The sequence below is a fragment of the uncultured Succinatimonas sp. genome, assembly GCF_905203285.1.
Classification (GTDB): domain Bacteria; phylum Pseudomonadota; class Gammaproteobacteria; order Enterobacterales; family Succinivibrionaceae; genus Succinatimonas.
The window spans coordinates 12,384-37,270 of the sequence record NZ_CAJKVK010000009.1 but is presented as its reverse complement, the minus strand read 5'-3'; the positions used below and the strand labels follow the sequence as shown (position 1 = coordinate 37,270).

The 24,887-nt window shown below is 41.1% G+C and carries 19 protein-coding genes, 2 tRNA genes, 3 rRNA genes and 1 pseudogene; 15 read left to right on the top strand and 10 right to left on the bottom strand.

Annotated features, from left to right (window positions below):
• The 7 genes and pseudogenes from QZ019_RS02150 to QZ019_RS09875 form a co-directional block, all read left to right on the top strand.
• Positions 1 to 484, top strand: a 16S ribosomal RNA gene (locus QZ019_RS02150); the annotation flags it as partial.
• Between the two features lie 87 nt (positions 485 to 571).
• Positions 572 to 648 (top strand) — tRNA-Ile (locus tag QZ019_RS02145).
• A 260-nt stretch (positions 649 to 908) separates the two neighbouring features.
• A 23S ribosomal RNA gene (locus QZ019_RS02140) occupies positions 909 to 3,784 on the top strand.
• Positions 3,785 to 3,876: 92 nt separating this feature from the next.
• Positions 3,877 to 3,992, top strand: a 5S ribosomal RNA gene (gene rrf / locus QZ019_RS02135).
• Positions 3,993 to 4,004: 12 nt separating this feature from the next.
• A tRNA-Asp gene (locus QZ019_RS02130) sits at positions 4,005 to 4,081 on the top strand.
• 205 nt (positions 4,082 to 4,286) lie between these two features.
• Positions 4,287 to 5,021 (top strand): transporter substrate-binding domain-containing protein, encoded by a 735-nt coding sequence (locus QZ019_RS02125; RefSeq protein ID WP_295481973.1) that lies wholly within the window; start codon positions 4,287 to 4,289, stop codon positions 5,019 to 5,021.
• Between the two features lie 190 nt (positions 5,022 to 5,211).
• A pseudogene (locus QZ019_RS09875) lies at positions 5,212 to 5,277 on the top strand (AAA family ATPase); the annotation flags it as partial.
• Between the two features lie 283 nt (positions 5,278 to 5,560).
• Here the strand turns inward: QZ019_RS09875 and QZ019_RS02120 are convergent.
• The 4 genes from QZ019_RS02120 to argC are packed head-to-tail and all read right to left on the bottom strand — an operon-like array spanning position 5,561 to position 9,271.
• Positions 5,561 to 6,769 (bottom strand): acetylornithine/succinyldiaminopimelate transaminase, encoded by a 1,209-nt coding sequence (locus tag QZ019_RS02120; protein WP_294567038.1) that lies wholly within the window; start codon positions 6,767 to 6,769, stop codon positions 5,561 to 5,563.
• A 5-nt stretch (positions 6,770 to 6,774) separates the two neighbouring features.
• Positions 6,775 to 7,431, bottom strand: coding sequence for a GNAT family N-acetyltransferase (locus QZ019_RS02115; protein WP_294567040.1), 657 nt, complete (start codon positions 7,429 to 7,431; stop codon positions 6,775 to 6,777).
• Between the two features lie 44 nt (positions 7,432 to 7,475).
• On the bottom strand, positions 7,476 to 8,243 hold the full coding sequence (gene argB / locus QZ019_RS02110) for an acetylglutamate kinase (RefSeq protein WP_294567041.1): 768 nt from the start codon (positions 8,241 to 8,243) through the stop codon (positions 7,476 to 7,478).
• Positions 8,244 to 8,254: 11 nt separating this feature from the next.
• Complete coding sequence (gene argC / locus QZ019_RS02105; protein ID WP_295481969.1) at positions 8,255 to 9,271, bottom strand: N-acetyl-gamma-glutamyl-phosphate reductase; 1,017 nt, start codon at positions 9,269 to 9,271, stop codon at positions 8,255 to 8,257.
• A gap of 256 nt (positions 9,272 to 9,527) precedes the next feature.
• Here argC and argE point away from each other — a divergent pair, with 256 nt between their 5' ends.
• Positions 9,528 to 10,658, top strand: a complete 1,131-nt coding sequence (argE, locus tag QZ019_RS02100; RefSeq protein WP_295481967.1) for an acetylornithine deacetylase — start codon at positions 9,528 to 9,530, stop codon at positions 10,656 to 10,658.
• 31 nt (positions 10,659 to 10,689) lie between these two features.
• On the opposite strand, the gene rimO is transcribed toward argE, so the two are convergent.
• Both rimO and QZ019_RS02090 read right to left on the bottom strand, forming a co-directional pair.
• Entirely contained in the window at positions 10,690 to 12,015 is a 1,326-nt protein-coding gene (rimO, locus tag QZ019_RS02095; RefSeq protein ID WP_295481964.1) for a 30S ribosomal protein S12 methylthiotransferase RimO, read from the bottom strand.
• 60 nt (positions 12,016 to 12,075) lie between these two features.
• Positions 12,076 to 12,990 carry a manganese-dependent inorganic pyrophosphatase gene (locus QZ019_RS02090; RefSeq protein WP_295481963.1) on the bottom strand — a complete coding sequence of 305 codons (915 nt, stop codon included), beginning with the start codon at positions 12,988 to 12,990 and terminating at the stop codon, positions 12,076 to 12,078.
• A gap of 409 nt (positions 12,991 to 13,399) precedes the next feature.
• On the opposite strand from QZ019_RS02090, the gene uspE reads away from it, so the two are divergent.
• From uspE to QZ019_RS02075, 3 genes are read left to right on the top strand one after another with little or no spacing between them, the layout of a single operon-like run.
• Entirely contained in the window at positions 13,400 to 14,350 is a 951-nt protein-coding gene (gene uspE, locus QZ019_RS02085; RefSeq protein WP_294567050.1) for a universal stress protein UspE, read from the top strand.
• Between the two features lie 10 nt (positions 14,351 to 14,360).
• Entirely contained in the window at positions 14,361 to 15,233 is an 873-nt protein-coding gene (ttcA, locus tag QZ019_RS02080; RefSeq protein WP_295481960.1) for a tRNA 2-thiocytidine(32) synthetase TtcA, read from the top strand.
• 1 nt (position 15,234) lies between these two features.
• Positions 15,235 to 17,532, top strand: a complete 2,298-nt coding sequence (locus tag QZ019_RS02075; RefSeq protein WP_295481958.1) for an ATP-dependent helicase — start codon at positions 15,235 to 15,237, stop codon at positions 17,530 to 17,532.
• On the opposite strand, the gene QZ019_RS02070 is transcribed toward QZ019_RS02075, so the two are convergent.
• From QZ019_RS02070 to QZ019_RS02060, 3 genes are all read right to left on the bottom strand, one after another.
• Positions 17,516 to 18,238, bottom strand: a complete 723-nt coding sequence (locus QZ019_RS02070; protein WP_009143473.1) for a ZIP family metal transporter — start codon at positions 18,236 to 18,238, stop codon at positions 17,516 to 17,518. The genes QZ019_RS02075 and QZ019_RS02070 overlap by 17 nt on opposite strands.
• 74 nt (positions 18,239 to 18,312) lie before the next feature.
• Positions 18,313 to 19,146 carry a dihydropteroate synthase gene (folP, locus tag QZ019_RS02065; RefSeq protein ID WP_295481956.1) on the bottom strand — a complete coding sequence of 278 codons (834 nt, stop codon included), beginning with the start codon at positions 19,144 to 19,146 and terminating at the stop codon, positions 18,313 to 18,315.
• Positions 19,136 to 19,969, bottom strand: a complete 834-nt coding sequence (locus QZ019_RS02060) for a MerR family DNA-binding transcriptional regulator (protein ID WP_295481953.1) — start codon at positions 19,967 to 19,969, stop codon at positions 19,136 to 19,138. The genes folP and QZ019_RS02060 overlap by 11 nt, the downstream gene beginning before the upstream one ends.
• Before the next feature lie 82 nt (positions 19,970 to 20,051).
• Between QZ019_RS02060 and QZ019_RS02055 the strand changes: the two genes are divergently transcribed.
• The 3 genes from QZ019_RS02055 (at position 20,052) to QZ019_RS02045 (ending at position 23,085) form a co-directional block, all read left to right on the top strand.
• Positions 20,052 to 20,378 carry a multidrug efflux SMR transporter gene (locus tag QZ019_RS02055; RefSeq protein ID WP_277297172.1) on the top strand — a complete coding sequence of 109 codons (327 nt, stop codon included), beginning with the start codon at positions 20,052 to 20,054 and terminating at the stop codon, positions 20,376 to 20,378.
• A gap of 225 nt (positions 20,379 to 20,603) precedes the next feature.
• Positions 20,604 to 21,413, top strand: coding sequence for a BON domain-containing protein (locus QZ019_RS02050; protein WP_295481951.1), 810 nt, complete (start codon positions 20,604 to 20,606; stop codon positions 21,411 to 21,413).
• A 55-nt stretch (positions 21,414 to 21,468) separates the two neighbouring features.
• A complete protein-coding gene (locus QZ019_RS02045) occupies positions 21,469 to 23,085 on the top strand; it encodes a hypothetical protein (protein WP_295481949.1) in 1,617 nt (538 codons plus the stop codon).
• On the opposite strand, the gene QZ019_RS02040 is transcribed toward QZ019_RS02045, so the two are convergent.
• Entirely contained in the window at positions 23,072 to 23,869 is a 798-nt protein-coding gene (locus QZ019_RS02040) for a penicillin-insensitive murein endopeptidase (protein ID WP_295481946.1), read from the bottom strand. The two genes, QZ019_RS02045 and QZ019_RS02040, sit on opposite strands and share 14 nt — an antisense overlap.
• 72 nt (positions 23,870 to 23,941) lie before the next feature.
• Here QZ019_RS02040 and QZ019_RS02035 point away from each other — a divergent pair, with 72 nt between their 5' ends.
• Positions 23,942 to 24,850: a DUF1189 family protein gene (locus tag QZ019_RS02035; RefSeq protein ID WP_295481945.1), complete on the top strand. Its 909-nt coding sequence runs from the start codon at positions 23,942 to 23,944 to the stop codon at positions 24,848 to 24,850.
• Positions 24,851 to 24,887: the final 37 nt, after the last annotated feature.

Sequence of the window (24,887 nt, the reverse complement as noted above, 5' to 3'; positions counted from 1 at the left end):
GTCGTCAGCTCGTGTCGTGAGATGTTGGGTTAAGTCCCGCAACGAGCGCAACCCTTGTCCTTTGTTGCCAGCACGCAATGGTGGGAACTCAAAGGAGACTGCCGGTGACAAACCGGAGGAAGGCAGGGATGACGTCAAGTCATCATGGCCCTTACGGTCAGGGCTACACACGTGCTACAATGGGGCGTACAGAGGGAAGCGAGGCCGTGAGGCGGAGCGGAGCCCACAAAGCGTCCCACAGTTCGGATTGGAGTCTGCAACTCGACTCCATGAAGGCGGAATCGCTAGTAATCGCAAATCAGAATGTTGCGGTGAATACGTTCCCGGGCCTTGTACACACCGCCCGTCACACCATGGGAGTGGATTGCACCAGAAGTGGCTTGCCTAACCTTTTTGGAGGGCGGTTACCACGGTGTGGTTTATGACTGGGGTGAAGTCGTAACAAGGTAACCCTAGGGGAACCTGGGGTTGGATCACCTCCTTAACGAATTAAGAAAATTCAAAGACTTAGGCAAGAGTCCACACAGATAGTCTGAACCGTGTAGATAAAGAGAGCGTAAAGACAGGCGTTGGGTCTGTAGCTCAGTTGGTTAGAGCGCACCCCTGATAAGGGTGAGGTCGATGGTCCGATTCCATTCAGACCCACCAGCTAAGCTACGCTAAGATAGTCCGGCTAAAGCCTTTTGATGGCAAGAAGCTTTAGCCCGGCTGTTTTGCACAAACAGTCTAAGCTCTTTAACAACTTAAACTCAAGCTGAAATAAAAAACTCAATTAGTCAAAGAGAAAGGTTTCGAACAAGCGACGCAAGTCCGAAGTCTTTCCGGCAAGAAAAGTCGTATTGATTAGTTAGTAAGAGAACTTACGAAGAAGACTTTAAAGGACAACTCCGAGGTTTTCGGGGTTGTACGGTCAAGTAAGAAAGCGCACATGGCGGATGCCATGGCGCCGGGAGGCGAAGAAGGACGTGCCAATCTGCGAAAAGCCGCGGTAAGCCGATAAGGGGCGTTAAGCCGCGGATGTCCGAATGGGGAAACCCGACATACGTAAGTATGTCATCATGCCGTAAGGTATGAAGCGAACCGGGGGAAGTGAAACATCTCAGTACCCCGAGGAAAAGAAATCAACCGAGATTTCCCAAGTAGCGGCGAGCGAACGGGAAGGAGCCCAAAAGTCAACTATGTCTTAGCGGAATCACGTGGGAAAGTGAAGCGCAGAGGGTGAGACTCCCGTACGCGAAGGGGCATAGATGATGAGCGCGAGTAGGGCGGGACACGAGGAATCCTGTCTGAAGATGGGGGGACCATCCTCCAAGGCTAAATACTACCCGGCGACCGATAGTGAACCAGTACCGTGAGGGAAAGGCGAAAAGAACCCCGGGAGGGGAGTGAAATAGAACCTGAAACCGTGTGCGTACAAGCAGTGGGAGCGTTACGAAAGTAATGTGACTGCGTACCTTTTGTATAATGGGTCAGCGAGTTGTCCGTATTAGCGAGGTTAACCTAGATGGGGGAGCCGCAGGGAAACCGAGTCATAACCGGCGAGGAGTTGATACGGGCAGACCCGAAACCGAGTGATCTAGTCCGGGACAGGCTGAAAGCAGGGTAACACCTGCCGGAGGGCCGAACCCACTGACGTTGCAAAGTCAGGGGATGATTTCGGACTAGGGGTGAAAGGCCAATCAAACCCGGTGATAGCTGGTTCTCCCCGAAAGCTATTTAGGTAGCGTCCCGTGGTGACGGACGGGGGTAGAGCACTGTAACGCCGAGGGTTGCGTCAAGTGATACCGAGGCGTAGCAAACTGCGAATACCGTCCAGTTGAAAGCGGGGGACACACGGTGGGTGCTAACGTTCATCGTGGAGAGGGAAACAACCCGGACCGCCGGCTAAGGTCCCGAAGTTCAGATTAAGTGGGAAACGATGTGGGAAGGCATAGACAGCCAGGATGTTGGCTTAGAAGCAGCCATCATTTAAAGAAAGCGTAATAGCTCACTGGTCGAGTCGGCCTGCGCGGAAGATGTAACGGGGCTAAAATCTGACACCGAAGCCGCGGATTTGCACGTAAGTGCAAGTGGTAGGGGAGCGTTCTGCAAGCCGGAGAAGGTAAGTCGGGAGGCTTACTGGAGGGAGCAGAAGTGCGAATGCTGACGCAAGTAACGATAAAACGGGTGAAAAGCCCGTTCGCCGGAAGACCAAGGGTTCCTGTCCAACGTTAATCGGGGCAGGGTGAGTCGGTGCCTAAGGCGAGGCTGAAAAGCGCAGTCGAAGGGAAACGGGTTAATATTCCCGTACCGGATAATATTGCGATGAGGTGACGGAGAAGGTAAGGCAGGCCGGAGAGCGGAAGTTCCGGTGAAAGGCTGTAGGGAATCGCGGGGGTTAAAAGATCCGCGGTGATAAACTGAGAGCCGAGAGGAGCAAACCACGGTTTGTGAAGCTGCTAGGTCCAGGCTTCCAGGAAAAGCCTCTAAGCTTAGATATTATGCGGCCGTACCCCAAACCGACACAGGTGGTCGGGTAGAGGATACCAAGGCGCTTGGGAGAACCCGGGTGAAGGAACTAGGCAAAAATGTACCGTAACTTCGGGAGAAGGTACGCTGTCGGGTGTGAAATCCGCACGGAGGGAGCACTTGACAGCCGCAGCTAAATGGCGGCTGGGACTGTTTAACAAAAACACAGCACTCTGCGAACCTGAAAGGGGAAGTATAGGGTGTGACACCTGCCCGGTGCCGGAAGGTTAAATGATGGGGTCAGGCGCAAGCTGAAGCCCTTGAGTGAAGCCCCGGTAAACGGCGGCCGTAACTATAACGGTCCTAAGGTAGCGAAATTCCTTGTCGGGCAAGTTCCGACCTGCACGAATGGTGTAACCATGGCCGCGCTGTCTCCACCCGGGACCCAGTGAAACCGAAATCGCTGTGAAGATGCAGTGTACCCGCGGCTAGACGGAAAGACCCCGTGAACCTTTACTGCAGCTTGACACTGAACCTTGAACCTGTTTGCGCAGGATAGGCGGGAGACACGGAAGTCGGAGCTCAGGCTCTGATGGAGTCGCCCTTGAAATACCGCCCTGACAGTTTTGAGGTTCTAACCTAAGGCTTAAATGACATGGGACAGTGTCTGGCGGGAAGTTTGACTGGGGCGGTCTCCTCCCAAAGGGTAACGGAGGAGCACGAAGGTCGGCTGGTTACGGTCGGAAACCGTGATGACAGTGCAATGGCGAAAGCCGGCTTAACTGCGAGACCGACAAGTCGAGCAGATACGAAAGTAGGTCATAGTGATCCGGTGGTTCCATATGGACGGGCCATCGCTCAACGGATAAAAGGTACTCTGGGGATAACAGGCTGATACCGCCCAAGAGTTCATATCGACGGCGGTGTTTGGCACCTCGATGTCGGCTCATCACATCCTGGGGCTGAAGTTGGTCCCAAGGGTATGGCTGTTCGCCATTTAAAGTGGTACGCGAGCTGGGTTCAAAACGTCGTGAGACAGTTTGGTCCCTATCTACCGCGGGCGGAGGATGATTGAGGGGGATTGCTCCTAGTACGAGAGGACCGGAGTGAACGGACCGCTGGTTTACGGGTTGTCATGCCAATGGCACGGCCCGGCAGCCAAGTCCGGGACTGATAACCGCTGAAAGCATCTAAGCGGGAAGCAGGCCCCGAGATGAGTCATCCCGAGCGCAAGCTCCGAAAGGGCCGTTTAAGACGAAGACGTAGATAGGCCGGAGGTGGAAGCCCCGTGAGGGGTGAAGCTAGCCGGTACTAATGACCCGCGAGGCTTGGCCGTACAACCCCGGAAAGCACGGAGGGTTTGTGGCGCGAGAAGAGACCTTTTAAAGGCTAAAGAGGGAAGGCTTGAGGATAAGTTAGAAGAATACGCCCGGTGACGATAGCTTTGCAGAACCACCTGTAACCATTCCGAACACAGAAGTGAAATGCAAACACGCCGATGGTAGTGCAACGTACGTTTGCGCGAGAGCAGGTCATTGCCGGGCATCCTATAATGCGGAGCGGTAGTTCAGCCGGTTAGAATGCCTGCCTGTCACGCAGGAGGTCGCGGGTTCGATTCCCGTCCGTTCCGCCACTATCACGATAAACCTTAGTTAAAAAAGAATCAAAGAAGCAGCTTACGAGCTGCTTTTTTTATTTCTGTCGTCCGCCTTTGCTTTCCCGATTCTTTATAATTCAACCGGATCTGCTTCATTTAATGCTTTTTTATCACCTGTCTTATATCTGTTTTAAGTAGTAAACTTACTTATAAATAACAGGTTATGAAGTAAGTGATCTTTATGCGTAAATTTTTATTGTTTCTTTTCTCAATTTTTTTTATTGCATTTAATGCTAATGCGCAGACTTATAAAATTGCCGTTGATGCAGCTTATCCTCCTTTTTCTTTTAAACAGGGAGATACCTTTGTCGGAATTGAGCTTGATATGCTCGCGGAAATTGCAAAACGTGAAGGCTTTTCTTACGAACTAAAATTCATGAATTTTGATGGGGTGATCCCGGGATTGGTTTCAGGTCAGATTGACGGAGCTTTAGACGGGATCAACATTTCTGATGAACGTAAAAAAATTGTTGATTTCTCTGATGGTTATTTTAAATCCGGTCTCTGTGTTGTAACTCGTGTCGATGATGACAGAATTAAGCAATTTGCCGATTTGAAGGGAAAAACTGCTGCAATAAAAAAAGGTACCTATGGCATGGAGTTTGCCGAAAAACATAAGCAGGTTTTGGATTTACATCTTCAATACTATTTATTAAGCCCGGATTTAGCTTTGGCTGTTCGCAACCATAATGCTGATTTCTTTATGGAGGATTATCCCGTTATCTCTTATCAAATAAAAATCGGAGAGCAGCAGGGGCTTAAGATTGCTCTTAGGGATATTTACGGATCTCCTGTCTATGCTTTCGCAGTTAAAAAAGGAGAGAATCAGGATTTATTAAATATGTTTAATAGAGGGCTTAAATCTATAAAAGATGACGGGACTTTCGATAAAATATTAAAACGTTATATTGAGTAATAACTTTTTAAAAATATATATTTTGCTGTTAGAACTTTGATCTCGCGGATCTTTTGTAAATAAATGTGATGATTGATTTGACCAAACTGCCTTTAAGCATTACTTCATTTAGTGAGTTTGCTGCAAATTCGATGATTTATGTAGATAAAACGGATTTAGTGGCAAGCCTAGCCCGTTTTAGAAATCCGTTTTTTTATCCCGTCCGCGCAGATTCGGTAAATCAACATTAGTAAGCACTTTTCATGAGTATTCTTAAACGGTCTAGATATGCTTTGAAGATGACAGAAGACTTTATATCTGTGAGTTTAGGGTTATAGGCAGGGATGACAACGTTCAAGAGAAACTTGCAAAAGCCAAAGAACAAATCAGGGAAAAGAAATACGGTTTAAGAATCACCGATAAGGAAGTGATTACGCTTGCAATTGTCATCGTTAATGAAAACAAGGATGACACGCACACTCCTATGCGTGAAGTTGCAGCAATTGAGGAAGTCATTTAATTTCCTATCTCCCTAAAAAGGGAGATAGGTTTGTTAATTTTTAGTCTTGTGTAAACTCGGTAAGAGCTTTATCTAAAAGCTTTATTCCTTCTTCTATCGTTTTATTTTTGATATTAAGTGCAGGAGCAAAACGCAAAACTCCATGACCTGCTGTAAGAATAAAAAGACCGTATTTTGCGCAAATCTGTTGGATTTCTCCTGCTCTGTCTTTAAGATTTTCATTAAGTTCAGCTCCAAGCAGTAAGCCTTTGCCGCGAATTTCTTTAAAAATGCCGTATTTATGTTTAAGTTTTTCGAGCGATTGTTTAAGTGTTATACCTTTTTCTTTAACGTTATTTAAAAAAGACTCTTTTGAAATAGTGTCAACGACATAGGAACCGACAGCACAAGCTAAAGGATTACCGCCAAAAGTTGAACCGTGGGTTCCTGGACTAAAGTGCTCAGCAATTTTATCGCTTGTCAAAACGGCTCCTATAGGAATGCCTGAAGCCAGACCCTTTGCAGATGTCAGAATGTCCGGAACTACATTAGTATTCTGATATGCGTAAAATGAACCGCATCTTCCGACGCCGGTTTGGACTTCGTCAAAAATCAACAAGGCGTTATGACTTGTACATAATTCTCTAACGGTTTTTAGAAACTCCGGATTAGCTTCAATGATTCCACCTTCACCCTGAATCGGTTCTAAAATTACAGCGCAAGTTTTATCGCTTATATGTTTTTTAAAAGTTTCTATATCATTAAAAGGTAAATGGGTTATAGCTCCTGGTTTTGGACCGAAACCGTCTGAATATTTGTCTTGACCGCCGACACTTACGGAAAACAGTGTTCTGCCGTGAAAGCTGTGTCCGAAGGAAATGATTTCATCTTTAGTTTCTCCGTAAAGATTGAATGCTACGCGTCTTGCAAGCTTTAAGGCCGCTTCATTAGCTTCAGCTCCTGAATTTACGAAAAATACTTTGGAAAAATCAGTATGCTCGGTAAGTTTTACAGCAAGAGTCAAAGTTGAGATATTGGTGAAGATATTACTTGCATGAATTAGTTTTTTGCTTTGTTTTTTAATGACGCTTTGTACGCCTTTATTACAATGACCTAAACTGTTAACGGCAATTCCCCCGGTAAAATCGACGTATTTATTGCCGCAACTGTCAAAAAGATAAGAGCCTTTTCCTTTGACGATTAAACAGTTAAAAGGCTTATAGCAAGGAATCATTACTTTATCGAAAGTGTTTCTGGTAATTTTAGGCATGATCTTTATGCCTCCTTTACAAAATTAATTTCATATGCGACTTCATCACATCTGTCTTTTTTAGGACAGTTATCGCAATCTTTAAGAATTTTTTCAGGTAAGGCAGTAATTACTGTTTTACTAAAACCCACTTTTGAGAAAAATTGCGGATTACGGGTTAAAACGAAAACCTTTTTAATGTCCATTTTGCGGGCACGTTTTAGCAAAAATTCAACAATTGCTCTGCCTTGTCCTTGCCTTTGTATTTGTGGAGAAACCCCAAGCGATCTGATTTCAGCAAGACCCGAGTCGTAAACGTAAAGGCAGGCGCATCCGCATACCACGTTATCTTTTACGCAAACGGCAAAAGATAAGATATTGCGTATAAGATCAGCTCTTTTTCGCGGAAGGTTCTCGCCTTGTTTGGCCCAATAAGAAACCATGCTTTCAAGACTGTCTATATCACTTAAGCGGGCTTGACGGACTAAGAAATGTTCCGGATTGTTTTTATTTAAGACAGTTGAGATTTGAGCTATAGCTTCTTCAATTTTATTTAATTCTGTATTGCTTAATTTAGATCTTTGATTTAAATACAAAGCCTCATTATAAAGATCTTCTATGGTTGCGTTTTTAAAAGCTTCTAAATTAAAGCTATGGATATTATCGGTGCCTTGGTTATTCATATAGATCTCCTGCGAATAGATTAATTTTTAAATACTTTTGTGGTTTAGCGGACTGAAAAAGAAGTACCGATTCGTCGCAGGGTAAAGAGATTTGAAATTAGATCGGGGTCGTTTAAGGAAGCAATAAAAACAGGGCGATGAGTAAGTTTTGCAGCATCAAGGGCGGTTTTGACTTTTACGATCATTCCGTCGGTAATAACCTTTTTACTGATAAGCTCTAAGGCTGTATCTTCAGCAAGGCTTTCAATGATATTGCCGTCTGCGTCTTTTACTCCTTTAACGTCTGATATAAAAAATAAAGGAGCATTAAAAACACGGGCTATTGCTAAAGCAACATCGTCAGCGTTGATGTTGTATACATTACCGTTTTCATCAATGCCTATTGAAGCGATAAAGGGAGTGATTTTATTTTCTAAAAGTAGAGAAATGAACTTACCGTTTGCCGGCAGTGCAGTCGCAACGTTACCGAACTTTTTATCAAAGGCCGATAAAGTAACACTGTCGCCGTCGGTTGCGATTAATCCTAAAGCGTTTAGTCCGCACGCTTTGGCATCTGCTTGCAGATAACGGTTGCAAAGACCTGCAAGAGCGGCGGTTATATATGGCATTTGTTCGGGAGGGCTTACCCGAATACCGTCAATTTTTTCGGTTTTTAAATTAAGTTGTTTAAGCAGTGCGTCTACTTCAACGCCGCCGCCATGGACAAAAATAACTTTTTTGTCTTTAACGGCCGAAAATAAAGCTTTTAAAGCAGCTTTATTTTCAAGAGCTTTTCCGCTTAACTTAATCACCGGTATGTCGTTTTGGGGCATACGTTATTCTCCTAGAGTAGAGCGGTGGTTTCGTTAAAATCAAAGTGCAGATTTAATGTCTGCACAGCTTGTGCTGCAGCACCTTTTTGCAGATTATCAATTGCAGAGCAAATGACGATGTATCCGTCTTCATTTACGCTAAAACCGATATCGCAGTAAGGCTGATTTATTACGTCCTGCAGTTTTGGTAATTCATTTTTAATTCTTATAAGCGGCTTGTTTTCATAATATTTTAAAAATACAGCAAGAACGCTTGCGGCATCAACTCCCGGTACAAGTTTTGCCGTGATAGTGGTTAAGATACCGCGTTTAAATGATCCTAAATGCGGATTGAAAATAACTTTAGTTTTTACGTATTCTTCAATTTCAGGTAAGTGACGATGCTTGAAAATATTGTATGCATTTAGGCTGACTTCGCAAAAACTATTGCTTAGTTTTGCTTTGCGTCCGGCACCGGAAACACCGCTTACTGAATTGATTACCGGTACGAAATTAACGTCAAGAAGCTTCTCATGGGAAAGCGGAATAAGCGGCAGTTCAGCTGATGTCGTATAGCATCCCGGAATTGAAAGCATTCTGGTATTTTTTATTTCATCATGATTTGCAATTTCGCAAATGGAATAAACGGCTTTATTTAAGAGCTCAAGATGTTCATGCTTAAAGCCGTAATATTTTTCATAAGCACTAAGATTTTTAAGTCTGTAAGCTCCGGATAAGTCAAAAACCGCACAGCCTGCTTCATATAAAATGGGAGCAATATCGTGACTTACTTTATGATCGGTTGCCAAAAATACTGCATCAATTGCACGGAAAGTGTCTTTTAATTTATCACCAGAAGGGAGAGGTTCAAAGATAAGATCTGTTTTATTAAAAAGAGAGCCGTACAACGAATTTATTTTTTTGTTTTTATCTTCACTTTTTTCAGATACGAAAAGGTTGGTAAGCAAAACCTTAGGATGCTTTAAAAGAATAGAAACAAGTTCAGCTCCGGCATAACCGCTTGCGCCAACAATCGCAACTTTTATCATGATTTACTTCCTAAAACTAAGTTTTTTAATATTAAAAAAATTTAATTTTTGATTCACCATGATTAGAATTTACGCACTGTTTTAGTGATATGGATTTTGCTTTATATTTATTTGTTTTATAAGAAAAATATTTTATAAATGCACAAAAAAGGTGTAAAAAGTACGATGTGTCTTTTGAAAAATTTAGTTTTTTTTGCGTTTTTAGCATTTAAATTGGTAAGTTTACAAAAGTGTTTTTGTGAAACGGTCAAATTTTATGTTTGCATTTAATGACTATTTTGAGATTTTACGCAGATTGGTATCTTTTGATACTCAAAGCTCAGATATTTCAGTTTTTGATAAGAGCAACAAAGAACTAATTGAGTATGCTGCAAACTTTTTAGAAGATCTTGGCTTTAAAGTTGAACTGATGCCGCTGCCTAACGGTAAATATAATCTTATGGCAGCATTAAATGGTAAAGACGGCGGAGTGATGCTGTCATCTCATACTGATACTGTTCCTTGTGATGCAAAACTTTGGCAAAGCGATCCGTTTGAACTTATACAAAAAGGTGAAAAACTGTATGGTTTAGGTGCCTGTGATATGAAAGGCTTTGCCGCTTTATCTTTATATTTTGCTAAAAGTATAGCGCAAAGGGGCAGTAATAAGCCTTTGCAGGTTGCTCTTACCGCAGATGAAGAAACATCAATGATAGGGGCTCAAAATTTTATAAACAGTAAAGATGTTGCTCCTGATTTGATTATTATAGGCGAACCTTCTTCATTGCATTGCATAAGCGCTCATAAGGGTTATATGGCTAGAAAAGCCGTGTTTAAAGGAAAGTCATGTCATTCAAGTGATCCAAGTCAGGGGATTAATGCAATTAAACTTGCGTCTTTATTTATAAATGAGCTCAATCTTTTTGAACAGGAGCTTAAAACATATAGAGATGAGCGTTTTTCAGTTCCGTATCCGACGATTAATATCGGTGCCATTCATGGCGGTGACAGCATCAATCGCGTTTGTGCAGAAGCTGAACTTTTATTCGATGTAAGACCGACACCTTTTTTTGAAGCTAAAAAGATTGATAGAAGACTTAGAGCCATTATCGAAACAATAAATGAACGTTTTGCAGATGCTGGCGCAATAGAAATTCTTTATCCTGACATTGATGTTTTTGATAATAAGAATAGACATATCTTGTCAATTTTTGAGGAATTATTAGGTGAAGACTCTATTGGGGTAAGTTATTGTACTGAGGCTTCTTTATTGAAAAATTTGGGTTCGACGGTTGTTTTCGGTCCCGGAAATATTGCTAATGCACATCAGATTGATGAGCATATTGAAATCGGCGAAATTGAAAAGTGTTATTACTTATTGGAAAAAATATACGAAAAACTATATTAAATAAAGAACAGGCCGCGTTGCGGCCTTAAGATTAATGAGTTTTAGAAAAAGGTATCGGTTTTTGCAGATTTGAACAAAGCTCTCCTTCCAAATCGTGCGTATCGCTTGAGGTAATTTCTACTTTAACGATATCTCCTTCACGAATGCCTTTGGCGTTGTGTACGGTAATGATGCCGTCTACGTCAGGAGCTTCATATTTGGAACGTCCTACGGCAGTACCGTTCTCGTTTAGTGTGTCGATAATTACATCATAGACTTTACCGATCCTTGTCTGTAATTTTTCTTTTGAAATTTGCTCTTGAGTCTCCATCAAGATTGCGGCACGTTCTTCGCGTATTTCCGGATCGATAGGATCAGGAAATTCATTTGCGGCAGCCCCGTCAACGTCAGAGTAGGGGAAGCATCCTACTCGGTCAAGTTTTGCTTCTTTTATGAAGTCAAGAAGCTCATTGAAATCTTGCTCAGTTTCTCCCGGAAATCCTGTAATAAAAGTGGATCTGATAGCAATGTCGGGACGGATTTTGCGCCAATTTTCAATAGTGGATAGCATCTTTTCGGTATTACCGGGGCGGCGCATCAGCTTTAAGATCCTTTCACTTGCATGCTGAAGTGGCACGTCAAGGTAGGGAAGAACAATATTGTCCGCCATCAGTTCGACGATTTTATTTGCCTCTTTGCTTGGATATACGTAATGAATACGCAGCCAGCGCTTTAACGGGGCAAGATCCTTACATAATTGGGATAATGTAGGTTTATTTTTTAAATCAAAACCGTAATCAGACGAATCCTGGGCAATAATTAACAGTTCTTTTACACCGCGTTGGGTAAGGTCGCTTGCTTCTTTATAAATATCATCCGGATTTCTTGAACGCAGCGGACCGCGTAATGAAGGAATAATGCAAAAAGCGCAGCGATGCCGGCAACCTTCGGCAATTTTTAAATATGCATAATGAGGCGGAGTAAGAAGAATTCCGGACGGACTTACATGCTGGACAGCTTCTTGCGGCGGTTCACCTACTAAATCGCGGATCCCGCGCAGCACGGATGCCCTGGTTCCGGGGCCGTACACGGCGGCAACTTGCGGATATTCTTTTAAAATAAGCTGAGCTTTGGCACCAAGACAGCCTGTTACTATAACTTTAGGAGCATAGGAAATCGCTTGCCCTATAGCATCAAGCGATTCTTCTACGGCAGGAGAAATAAAACCGCAGGTGTTGACTACGATTAAATCGCAATCTTCGTAATTGGCTTCAATTTGATAGCCTTTAGCAATCAATACTGATGTTAATCGTTCGGTATCGACAAGGTTTTTGGCGCAGCCAAGAGAAATAAGACCGATTCTTGGGATTTTTTGCATAGAAAATAAATATGAAAAAGCCCGAAAGCATATTCGGGCTTTAGATTAAAGTAAAAATTACTAAGCTTTAAAGGTCTGCTCAAGAGGCGGTACAACTTGCTTTTTACGGCTCATAACGCCCGGCATCCACATATTGGAATCAGCCTTTAATGCGCCGATTACGGCAGCAGCGTCATCAGATGAGAGCATAAGCTCAGAACCTTCTTTCATGATGTCGGTAAGGACTAAGATAGCGCTGTGGCGGCCTTCGTTTTTGACGGCTTCAAGTTCTGACTTTAATGCGGCTTTAAGCTCTGGAGTTACCATTTCAAGAGAGATAAGCTCAAGCTGACCGATGCCGACTTTTTTACCTGACATATTAAAGTCTTTAAAGTCACGGAAAATAAGATCGCGAGGACTTGCACCGTCAAGGCAGCTTTTAGCTTTGAACATATCCATGCCAAGAGCCTGCATATCGGTGATGCCGGCAATTGCTGCAAGCTCAGCAGCTGCTTTTTTATCGGCGTCGGTACAGGTCGGGCTCTTGAATAAAACAGTATCGGAAAGAATAGCGCACAACATGGCACCGGCAAGGTTTTTATCGATAGCAACACCGTAGAAGTCATGCATTATTTTGATTACGGTGTTTGAGCAGCCTACGGGCTGGATCCAGCATTCAACCGGGCTGTCTGAAGTTACGTCGCCTAATTTATGGTGATCGATAATTCCAAGAAGCTTGGCTTTGGTAAAATCTTCAGGGGCTTGAGCCAGGTCAGAGTAGTCAACTAAATAAACGTCATTTCCGGCAATGGAAGAAACGATTTCCGGAGCGGATAAATTAAATTTCTTTAAAACGAATTCAGTTTCAGGAGCGGGAGCGCCTTGTGCTACGGCTTTAACATCAATTCCGCGTCCTTTGTAGAGATTAGCGGCTGCCAATGCTGCAACGATTGAATCAGTATCCGGATTTTTATGGCCTAAAACCAATGCTGTCATTTTTAAACCTCGGTAAATTAAATAATTTAACATTAAGATTTTACCACAGGCTTTGCTGCTTTGCTTTTTTGTAAGACGGCTCTTAGTTGTTAAAAATTAATAAAAGTAGGCTTTTTTCTTGATTAAGCTAACAGCTTAATAAATTTAACGTATTAATTAGCTTAAATTTAAGGTTATATTTACTAAAGACAAACTGTAATTCCATGCTTAAGTCTCAGCTATAGGCATGTGTTACAATGAGTTAGCACATAAATTTCTTTAACTGGCAGTAAAAATTTAAAACTGTGGTTAACTGAAAAGGCTGTGATAGTTACAGACAAAACTGAGCATTACCTTAAAGCCTGTTAATTAAATGCGGTAGTAATCATCTGCTTTTAAGCGGTGTGCAAGTTAAAAAGAGGATTTTATCGTGAAAAAGTTCCGGAATGTGTTAGTTATTATTGAAACAAGACAAATGCGGCAGCCCGCACTGGAACGCGCTTTAGCTTTGGCTCAGGCAAGCGGTAAGGATAAAGTCCGCATTACTGCCGTGATGCCGGTGTTTGATTTTTCCTGGGATTTGACTTCAATTTTGTCCGTTGAGCAGGAAGAAAGCATGCGTGAGTCCGTGATTAAAAAACATCAGAAGTGGCTTGACGCATATTTACGCATTAATGCAATGGGATTTGATATCACATCAAAAGTTATATGGTCTAAAACTATCGGCAAGGAAATAACCGCAACCGCAAAAGAAATCGGAGCGGATCTTATTGTAAAAACGGCAGATGTTCACGGTATGCTAGATTCTGTCATTTTTACTCCGCTTGATTGGCAGCTTCTGCGTCATTCCCCGGTTCCGGTGCTTATTGCTAAAGATCAATTGTGGCGTCCTGAAGGTATTATTGCAGTAGCTGTGGATTTATCCGATCCTTCCGATATGGAACTGCGCTATATCAATATGCGTCTTTTACGCGAAGCTCAAGAACTTGCTACCATTACACGCTGTCAAATTCATTTGGTAAACGCTATTCCTCCGGTAATTCCTCCGGCCTCTATTGATTTACCGGGATTTACCCCCGACCTTATCGGTGAAGAAGCTTTAAAAGAAGGATGTAAAAACGCTTTATCATTTGCCGCTCGTCATCGTATTCCTCCTGAACGTTGTCATATTCGTGAAGGCCAGCCTGATGAGGTTATTCCGACATTGTGTACGGAGCTTAAGCCTACCGTGCTGTTTATCGGAACTTCTGCTCGCAGAGGTATTGCCGTAGCTTTAGTCGGAAATATTTGTGAAAGAGTAATTGATGAATTAAACTGTGACGTGGCCGTCATTACCCCGAAGGCCGTTTTGGGAAGAATTCCGTTTGCCGCTGAAAAATAAGGAGTAAAGCGTGCGCGACGATACCGCGTTGCCTAAGAAGGCTGACGATTATGCCAGACACGTCAGCCCGTATTTTGTTATTGAAGATAAGCAAAGTAAATATAAAGCCGACAAGTTATTTAAACGCTTAAGACGTAAAGTAGGTCATGCCATAGGCGATTACGGCATGATTGAGCCTGACGATAAAGTAATGGTGTGTATTTCAGGCGGTAAAGACAGTTATGCAATGCTTGATTTGCTGTTGTCTTTAAAACGATCGGCTCCTTTTCCTTTTACTTTAATTCCTGTACATCTTGATTCCGGATTCCCCGGCACTCCTGAAGGTGTGGTTGAAGGACATCTGCAAAAAGTAGGTCTTCCTTACCACATCATTAAACGACCTGTTTTTGAAATCTCTAAAGAGAAACTTCAAGGCAAGAAAACCATGTGTTCCATTTGTTCACGCATGCGCCGCGGCTTTTTGTACGGTTTTGCTCGTGAAATGGGATATAACAAAGTTGCGCTTGGTCATCATCGCGATGATATTTTGGCAACGTATTTTCTGAATTTGTTTTATTCAGGAATTATGAAGACCATGCCGCCTATTCTGCGTACTGACGATGACACTTTAACTTTAATAAGGCCGCTTGCTTATTGCCGGGAAAGAGATTTAAACATTTTAAGCAAACTAAAAGATTATCCTGTTTTACCCAAAGGACTTTGCGGATATGGAGAAGATCAGCAGCGGGCCGCTATGGTTGCCATGCTGCGCAAATGGGATAAGGAATATCCTAAAAGAACGGATATTATTTTTAAAGCGCTTAAAAATGTAGTACCGTCACATCTTTTGGATCAGAATCTTTTTGATTTTTCCAAAATATCAGCTGGACCTAAGATCAAATAACATGCCTTTAAAGTTAGCTCGTTTTAAAGAAGATTTAAATGAGGAGCAATATAAAGCGGTATGTACTACTGAAGGGTATCTTCGGGTACTTGCAGGCGCCGGAACCGGAAAAACTAAGACTTTAGCTTATCGTTATGCATATTTGCTAACCGCTTTAGGTATGTCGCCAAAAGCGGTTTTGTGCGTTACTTTTTCAAATAAAGCCAGCAGGGAAATGCGTTGCCGTATAAATAAATTATGCGGAGATATTGCTCTTCCTTATGTGACCACTTTTCATGCTTTTTGCTGTGATCTTTTGCGTGAGGATATTCACGCTTTAAGCTTTGTCAAAAATTTTACCGTTATTGACGTATCCGATGTCAAGGAAGTATTAAAGCCGATCTTTAAATCATTGGGCATTACGGGTAAGGATTTTACTTTAAAAGATGCGTGGGAGTACATTGATTGGAAAAAGGGTGATATTTCATATGTGCCTGTCATGTGTGCTTATGACAGCAATAATATTTTAGAAGCGGCGGCAAATGCTTCAAATCTTAAAGAGCAGGTGTTCTGGCAGTATATTTATCAATGCAGAACCGCATGTTTTCTTGATTTTGATGATCTTATAGCTTTTGCTCTTACTATTTTGCGGACTAGAAAAGATATTAAAGAAAAGTGGCAAAGTCGTTTTGAATATATTGAGGTTGATGAATTTCAGGATATTGATGCCTTGCAATATGAGCTTATCAGTATTTTAAGCGGCAAGCATAAAAATCTGTTTATAGTAGGCGATCCTGATCAGACCATTTACTCGTTTCGTGGGGCAAATGTTAAATATTTTACTGATTTTGCAGAAAAATTTCCCGGTACTGTTACTATTAATCTTTTTAAAAATTATCGTTCTCAAGCTTATATTCTAGATTGTGCATATACCTTGATTTCAAATAATGACGACCCGGGACGCAAAAAGCTGCAGGCAATGCGTAAAGATATTGATATGGATGCCATGGCAGCAATTGCTGAGATAAAAAATAATGAGGAAGATGATTTAAAAACCGCTGATTTGCTTAAAGCGGCGTTTAATAAACAGCTTTTGCCTAATGACTATCCGGTAGAATTTAAGATTGTCGAGGATAATAAGAAAACTATGCTGCCGGTTATTGCCGGCTGTCCATCAGTGCAGTCGCAAGCAGAATTTGTCGTAAGGGAAATTTTAAACATTAAAGATATCAATAGACATTCATCCGTTGCTGTTTTGTACCGTTCAAAGCATTTATCTCAAAGTATTGAGCAGGCGCTTATTAAATATAATATTCCCTATCGGGTGTATGCCGATGTAAGGTTTATGGAGCGCAAAGAGATTAAAGATGTCGTTTCTTATTTAAGACTTATTTTTAATCCGGATGATGATGCTGCTTTTGTCCGCATCATCAATGTACCAAGACGAGGTTTTGGTATAACGCGGCTTTCCCGGCTTAAAAATTTGGCAAGTCAGGACAATCATTCTCTTTTTAGGACGCTTGTACATAGACTTGATGACAGAGATCTTAATGTAACAGCAGCGGTAAAGGAATTTGTTGAAAATATAATTTTATTAAATGAAAAATCTCCTGCAGGTCCCAGTGCCGAGCTTGAGAAAGTATTAAATCTTTTTAAGTATGAAGTAATGCTTAAAAAAGAAGGGGATAACGACAGACTTGAAAGCCTTGCTACTTTACGTTTTCTTGCGCGTGATTTTGAAAATAAAATGGGAGAGCGCAGCAATATAGCTGATTTTTTAACGCATCTGGCGCTGTCATCATCTAAAGATGATGATAATAACGAAAATCAGGTCGAGCTTATGACCGTACATAATTCCAAAGGTCTTGAGTTTGATTATGTGTTTGTTGTCGGAGTTAATGAGGGAATTTTTCCGTCATCAAAATCATCAAGTTTGCAGGAACTGCAGGAAGAACGAAGACTTTTGTATGTCGCTATGACCAGGGCGCAAAAACAGCTGTTTATTTGTATGTCCGGCGGTACCGCATATTCAGGAGAGGAGCTGAAAGTTTCGCGTTTTATTGAAGAGTTTAGGGAAGATGAAATCTTCGTTACCGGGAAAAAACTGATTAAGCCTTACTTAAACAGTGCAGTAAAACATGTTTTAAAACATTTTAGCATAGGAGATAAGGTTACAAATCCCGTTTTAGGTTATGGGAAAATAGAGGAAGTTAATGAAAAGTCCGGAGAATACTTGGTTTATTTTAAGAGTATTAATAAATCCCGAACTTTATCATTTAGTGCTCCTCTTGAACTGATTGATGCTAATGATGATGACTGATTAAAAGCGCGGCAATTACTCCTATAAGCAGAAAGAAGAAGCGATAAAGCATTTTTTGCTGGTTTTGGGATTTATATAACCTAGGCAGCAGATCGCAAAGAGACACGTAAATAAAGCTTGATGCCGACACGGCAAGAGCATAGGGTAAAAGTCCTTTTACCGTGTCTAAAAGGAAATATCCTAAAATCGCTCCGCAAATTGCTCCGCATCCTGAGATCAAACTTATTGAAAAAGCTTGAGTGCGGCTCATTCCGCAGTCAAGCAGAATAACGTAATCACCTATCTCCTGGGGAACTTCATGAATTAAGATGGCTGCGGTTACTGCAAGGCCTAAATGAATGTCTACAAGATAAGAGCTTACTAAAATAATACCATCGCAAAAAGCATGTAAAAATGTTCCGCATAAAAGACCGGCAGCTCCTTTGCTTAAAGCATTTTCCTTATGGCTGTGGGAATTAAAGAACATTTCAATTCCGATAAGTACCAATACGGCAATAAGCACAGTAAAGCCTATAGAATGCGGATTCAGGCTTTCTTCCATTGCTTCGGGTAAAAGATGACTTAAGGAGATGGTAATCAAAAGACCGACGGCAATAAGCGACAACGGCTTGGCAAAATTTTCAAGACGCTTTGATCCTGTAATTAAAATAATAAACGCTGCGGCAAGCGGTGCAATTACCGCTGACGGAATTAAATAGTAAAACACGATGCGATTTCCTTTTAAATTAGGACGACATTATACAGTTACTTAAGGCTTACTCGACTGATAAGAAATCGCATTTAGTCTGTATTTAGCACTTTTGATGCAATTAAAATTGCATCTTTAGTTGCTTTGACATTGTGAACACGGACGATTTTGGCTCCTTTCATCACCGAAATAACAGCGCCGCTTACTGATGCGTTATCACGAAGTGAAGCAACAGGTTCGTTTAATACTGCTCCGAGCATTGATTTGCGCGATAAAGCCGAAAGAATAGGATAAGGGCAAGCGCATAAAACATCCAAGTGCTTTAGTAACAAGTAATTATCGTCAACGCTTTTACCAAATCCAAACCCCGGATCCAAAATGATATTATTTTCTTTTATTCCGGCTTTTAAACAAATTTCTGCGCGCAGTAGAAGAAAATTTTTCACTTCTTCTACTACGTTTTTATATGAAGGATTGTTCTGCATGGTAGATGGAGTTCCCTGCATATGCATAAGACATACCGGTATCTGCAGTTTAGCGGCACATTCTACGGCATCAGGCTCGGTTAACGCGCGTATATCATTCCAAATATGCGCACCTTCCTTGACGCATTCTTTAATAATTGCCGGACGAGAGGTATCAACAGAGATCATAACGTCAAGATTAGCCGCTATCTTGCTTACAATCGGGACAACGCGGGAAGCTTCTTCATCTTCCGATACGTATGCGGCGCCGGGACGGGTAGATTCTCCGCCGATATCAATGATATCCGCTCCTTCATCTACCATCTTGACGGCATGAGCAAAAGCCTTATTTTTATCAATAAATTTTCCGCCGTCGGAAAAAGAGTCGGGAGTAACGTTTAAGATGCCCATGACGGCAGGAATATTAAGTTTAAGAGTACGATGATTAAAGCTAATCTGCATTATTTTTATCCTTTTTAACGTAAATCAGATATTTGACGGCAAATTCATTTTTTTCTTTGTGGTACAAAAGACTGAAGCGGTCAAGAGCAATCAGATCTCCTGCAAAAAAGTATCCTAGCTCTTTGAGGTGCTGTTCTAAACGCTTGATGCCGTTTAAATGTGCTTTTTTATCCCCTAAGATGGTGACGGATGCGTAAGTTCCTTTAGGCAGAGTGTATCTTAGTGCTTGTTTGCTGCCTTTCAAAGCTTTGGCACAAATATATGAGGCTTTAAGTTCTTTGTCAAAGTTCTTTTTTTCAATAATAAAGCCGAAAGTGCTTTGCAGAAAAATATTTTTATTGCAGCAATCAGTAAAGAATCGGGACATATGTTCGGATAAATCATCATAAGATGCGACAGCTGAAACATCTGTTTTAAAAGCAATAAAAGTTTCGCTTGGTTTATTTATTAGCCGTACCGTTTCGTAGTTAGAGGTTTTGATATCTTCAATTTCATTTAATAAATCGTTGATAAGCTCTTCTTTAAGAGCCAGTTTAAGCCGTTTTTGTTTTAAATATTCCTGCTTTTGCCGTAAAAAGCCGATAAAAGAATCGGCGTTAAAATTTTTAATTTGGGACTTTATTTCTTTTAACGGAGTATCGCTGTCCGTTAAAGTCTCAATGAAATTAAACAGGAAAAATTGTTCTGGAGCATAGTAGCGGTAATTATTTTTACCTATGAATTCAGGTTTGAGCAAGCCTATTTTATCGTAATGAAACAGTGTTTCTTTAGTGGTATTGCAAAGTTTGGCAAAGGTACCGCAAGTAAGTTTTTTTGTGTTCATAAAAATTTCTTGACTATAGGCTTACACTATAGTTCATGATCTCACCGCCTTGAATATAATGCAATGATTTTGGAGGTAAAAAATGAATGCATGGACTTTTTTGTTTATTGCCGGCGTCTGTGAGATCGGCTGGCCCCTGGGGTTTAAGCTTGCCAATGATTTTCTTAATCTGCGCTGGGGTTTTATTGCTTTTAGCGTAGTTTCAATGATTTTAAGCGGATTTTTTTTGTTTTTGGCTCAGCGTCATATTCCGATCGGTACGGCTTATGCCGTATGGACGGGAATAGGTGCAGTCGGGACTTTTATCGTCGGTGTGTTTTTATTTAAAGATCCGATGATGGTCTCAAGACTTTTGGGAATATCTCTTATTATTGCGGGAGTGATGATTTTAAAATTTACGGCAGTGTAATTAAAGGTAACTTAATATTTTTTCATGCTTTTTTACTATTGAGCATAAGCCTTTTAGGCAAGGATTTCATGTTCCTGCAACTTTGTTGGCTTTTCATAGCTAAAACGATCGCAAAATGATAGACTTATTCATTAGAAAAAGGCGTTTTTCATGGTGTTTTCCGGTAAAAAGTTCAGCGCCAGAGCTTTTGACCGGAGTTCTCTTGTTACATTAAAGCGGCAGATTATGAAACAGAATAATTTATTAAAATTAATTGCGATCGGGGCTTTTTGCTCTGTTCCTTTTATTATGTCAGGATGCGCTGCCGTAGCGGTCGGAGCTGCTACAGGAACTACCGGAGCCATAATCGGTTCTGACAGTCGTACTATCGATTCTATGTTTTATGATGAGACTATAGAGCAGAATGCGTACAAGATTTTTAAAGAAAATGAGAAGTTGTCTAAAAAAGATGATTTTTCCGTTTCGGTTATTTCTATGTCGGGAAATGTACTTTTAGTCGGTCAAACTATTAACAGCGAGTATTTTAATTCTTGTCTTGAAAAGATTAAGCGCCTTGATTATGTACGTAAAGTATATAATTTTGTTACTTTCAAACAACCAGTTTCGGCCGGTGTTACCGCAAATGACACTTATATAACGTCTAAGATTAAGACCAAGCTTTTATTCGGTGAAAATATTCGTTCTGGAAGATTTAAGGTCGTAACTGAAGACAGTATGGTTTACCTATTAGGTTATGTAACCCGTGATGAAGCCATTCGTGCCGTCAATGAAGTTCAGAAAATTGACGGTGTAAAGAAGATTTATACGATTTTTGATTATATGGAAAACGTCCCGGTTCAGAAACCTTCGAGCAATCCTCCTGTCATTGATCAGTCTCAAGCTTCATCAGGAACGTATTCTGACACACAGCCTATAAGTACGGTTTCATCCGAGCCTTTGGAGATATCGTCTTCAAGCTCTTATGAGACAGTAGGGACACAAGATAACGGCGGAGCTGTAATCGTTGATGATACGTCGTTGCCCGGGGTTTATTAATTTATATAAATAAAAAATGCAGCGGATCCGCTGCATTTTAGTTTCAGAATTTAAAATGCCTAAATCTGCTTTATATTTTTTAGACTTTTATAATCCCAATGACGGTGAACTTGATACCGCTCTTGAAGTCGGTGTTTTGCGTTGGGATCAAAAAGAAGAGCGTCCGTCGGTATATTTGCATACTTTTTTAAGACCGCAAAATCCGTCACGAGTGCGCTGGACTAACGCTCTTGATCACGGTATTTCGCGTAAGCTTATTATGGAAGGAAATTTTCCTACGCTTCAGGAAGTTTTAAACTGTGATTTTTTACGTGACAAGCAGGTTGTGTGTTTAAATCCCGGAATTGAACCGTGTCGTTCTTTTGTAAGAAAAGCAATCAGCGTTCAGGGTATCGTAACCACTTGGCAGGAAGTATTCAGGCAAAATGAAGAGATAGCAAAGCTTATTCGACCGTCACAAATGCTGGAGTATTTAGGTCTGCCGGTCAAGGATGAGTCCAATACGCGCTATACCCCGCTTTTATGTCGTCTTCATTCGCTTGTTGCCATTTGGTTCTTTTTATCTTTATATAAAAATAATCCTCAGTCTTTAAAGCAGGGAGGTTTGCCTATTACCACTTTATGGCCGCTTCCCAGCGTAAGTGATGTGTGGTTTGAAAATAATCCTCAATCTTTTAAAGAAATTTCTCCTGCAGCGATAAAACGTTTCTTTTCTGACGGTCTTGCCGATAATTTAAATTGGTATGCTTTAAGTGTATTTTCGCATGATTGGGTTTTTAAGCGTCAAAGTCTTCCTGATATTGCACATCTTAAAAATCTTGACGCAATGGCTGATTTTGTTTTTAATCGCGTGCTCAATCTGCAAATGAAGCTATGGGTGCTTATTTATTACTCAATTTATGATAAAAAAGTTAAGTATGCTCAGGAAATAGCATTGCATGAGGGAAATATTTTAAGTATGCCTCAAGCTATTCGTGAGGATTTTACGGCCTTTTTTATCCGTCATTTAGAGGATTTTTTAAGTACTGATCAAAAACGGCAGTTAATTCGCTCTATGGTCCACCATTATTTAAAGGAAAGAGCTGAAGAGCATTTTGAAAACTACAATTACGATGCGCTGTACAGACATAACAGCAAAGACAGATTAAGCCCGCTGATGTTCAGATCCGACAGTCCCCAAGGATCTTTTGTCAAATGCTTTAAAGAAATAAAGAAGGGCAATAATCAGATTTTATATCGCCGTTATGAGATTTCAGGAAATCGGCATGATCGTCAATGCTGTATTGACAGAATTAATGAGCTTTTCAATCATTTCATGCGTGAAGTGCACGATCCGTTGTCCTGTTATTGGAGTAATGCTCCTTTAAGACAGTGGATTCAGTATATTACAGGTATTCCTTGGGATGAGTACGCTAAAATTCCGCGTCCTAACGATCCTCAGTATTTGCTTGCCTCAAGGGCTTTTTTAAAGCAGGTTATTTTGGAAGAACGTACTCCTTGGCTTGATGAGCTTAAGAGTACCATGATGAAGGTAGTTGAAGAAATAAACGCCGCAATAGACGGAACTTATTGCAGGCAGTTTACTTTCCAGGGAATCTCTATTGAGGTTGTAGTCAGCAAAGAGCAAGGATCGTTTTTTAAACGCCTTGCCCATATGTTTAATCGCGGTTGAGTATCGCTTCACACTGTGCAGGAATTTTTAAACGCTGACGCTTAACTTTAGGCAGCGGATGGTTAATGTCTGCCGGCATAAACCAACTGATGAGTTCTTTGCCGCAGCCGTCACCTTCAGGCGGAAGATCTTGATTTACGCAGTAAGGACTGTCCGGCGGGCAGGCAAGTCTTACATGCATATGGGCTCTATGTCCAAACCACGGTCTTACTTTTGAAAGCCAGCTTCTGTCTTGTCCTTTATAGAATTGACATAATCCTTCTTTGATTAACGGGCTGACAAAGATTCTGGTGACTTTAGGATCACTTGCGGCAAGACGGATAAGTTCAGCTCTTTCGTACGTAAAATCTTTTGTTAAAGTGTTTTTGTTTACCAAATAAACATATTTTAGCTTTTTAAGCTCCGCGGTCGTTTTTCGCGGTGAAGCAAAAACAAAAGGGATATCAACATCAAGTCCGATGTTATGGCTTGCATGATCGGAGTTCGGCCCCAGATCTCCTCCCGTTTTTAATGAAATATCACCGATTAAAATCGGAGGAAGACCTGCTTGTTTCACTTTGGCAATCAAATCATTAAGATATTTTACCATGTCAGGGTGGGCATAGTTGCGTCCGCTATGTGACAGAAGTGATTGATGATATGAAGATTCTTTAGGAAAAGCGACTGCGTCTTTGATGCATCCTTTTGAGTAACTGCCGAAAATTTCTGCAGCAGTTGCGTTATAAGCAAGGCAAAAGCCTAAAATAGCAGACAGAATGAATTTAAATGGAGTTTTTTTTATCATTTTTTTCCCTGAATTTGCATAAAAAAATATCGCTGTGCTATATTTTTTCTATCTTTGTTAATAGTTAAGCTTATGTTACTTAAATTTAATTTAGATTCCATATTTTATCCTTTAAAAGCTTTATCTTCCCGTGCTTTTTATTTGCATGTTTTATTTAAGATGCGCGGCTGGGGCTTTTATTATTTGTTTTTGATTTGCGCGCTGATAGCTTTTCCTGCTTGTGTAAAAGTTATGGATGTTCTGTCAAGCTTAAAACAGATGGAACTGGTGACTTTGGTTTCCAAGATCCCGCCAAGCTATCTTGATGCAAACGGTGTCTTAAGTCCAAAAGACGGATCGCAGAATTTTGTCGAGATAAGAAACTCAAAAGGCAATCCGTCAATAATTTATAATCCTGATAATAAAATATTGGAGGGAGATGCTCTAAAGGCGCCGATTGAACTTACCAGCACTTCAGTAGTATTTAAATCATTTGATCAGTCTAATGCCGTGCCTTATTCATCAATTTTTCCGACTAACGCAAATTTTGAGCCTTATGAGGCGGCTGCTTCTTTAGACAGCGTATTTAATTCGTCATGGTTTACCGTATGGGGGATGATCACGCTGTGGTTTTTTGTAATGTTAGCCTTTAACGCTTTGATAATAGCGCTTATAGGACGAATTTTGCTGATTTTAGTCAGTAAGATAAAAATTAATTTTGCTTCAATGCTTAGAGTTTCGGCGTTTGCCAATACAGTTGTTGCCGTAATACTTTTATTGCAGTATTTCGTGCATATTCCTCTGCCTTATACCGTTATAGCGTTTTTACCGCTTATTTACGTTTACTTATTAGGAAAAGATATCAGAACTACGGTAAATAAATACGGCACGGCTGCCTTTTCCGGGCAGAATAACAGTAATAACGCAAGATATGATGACGGCAGCAACAGTTCGCCTAAAGATAATGATAAAGGTTCAGGCGGCGGATATTTTGCCCCGTAATATGTAAGTCTTAAAGAAGTTCCTCAGCAAGCACTGA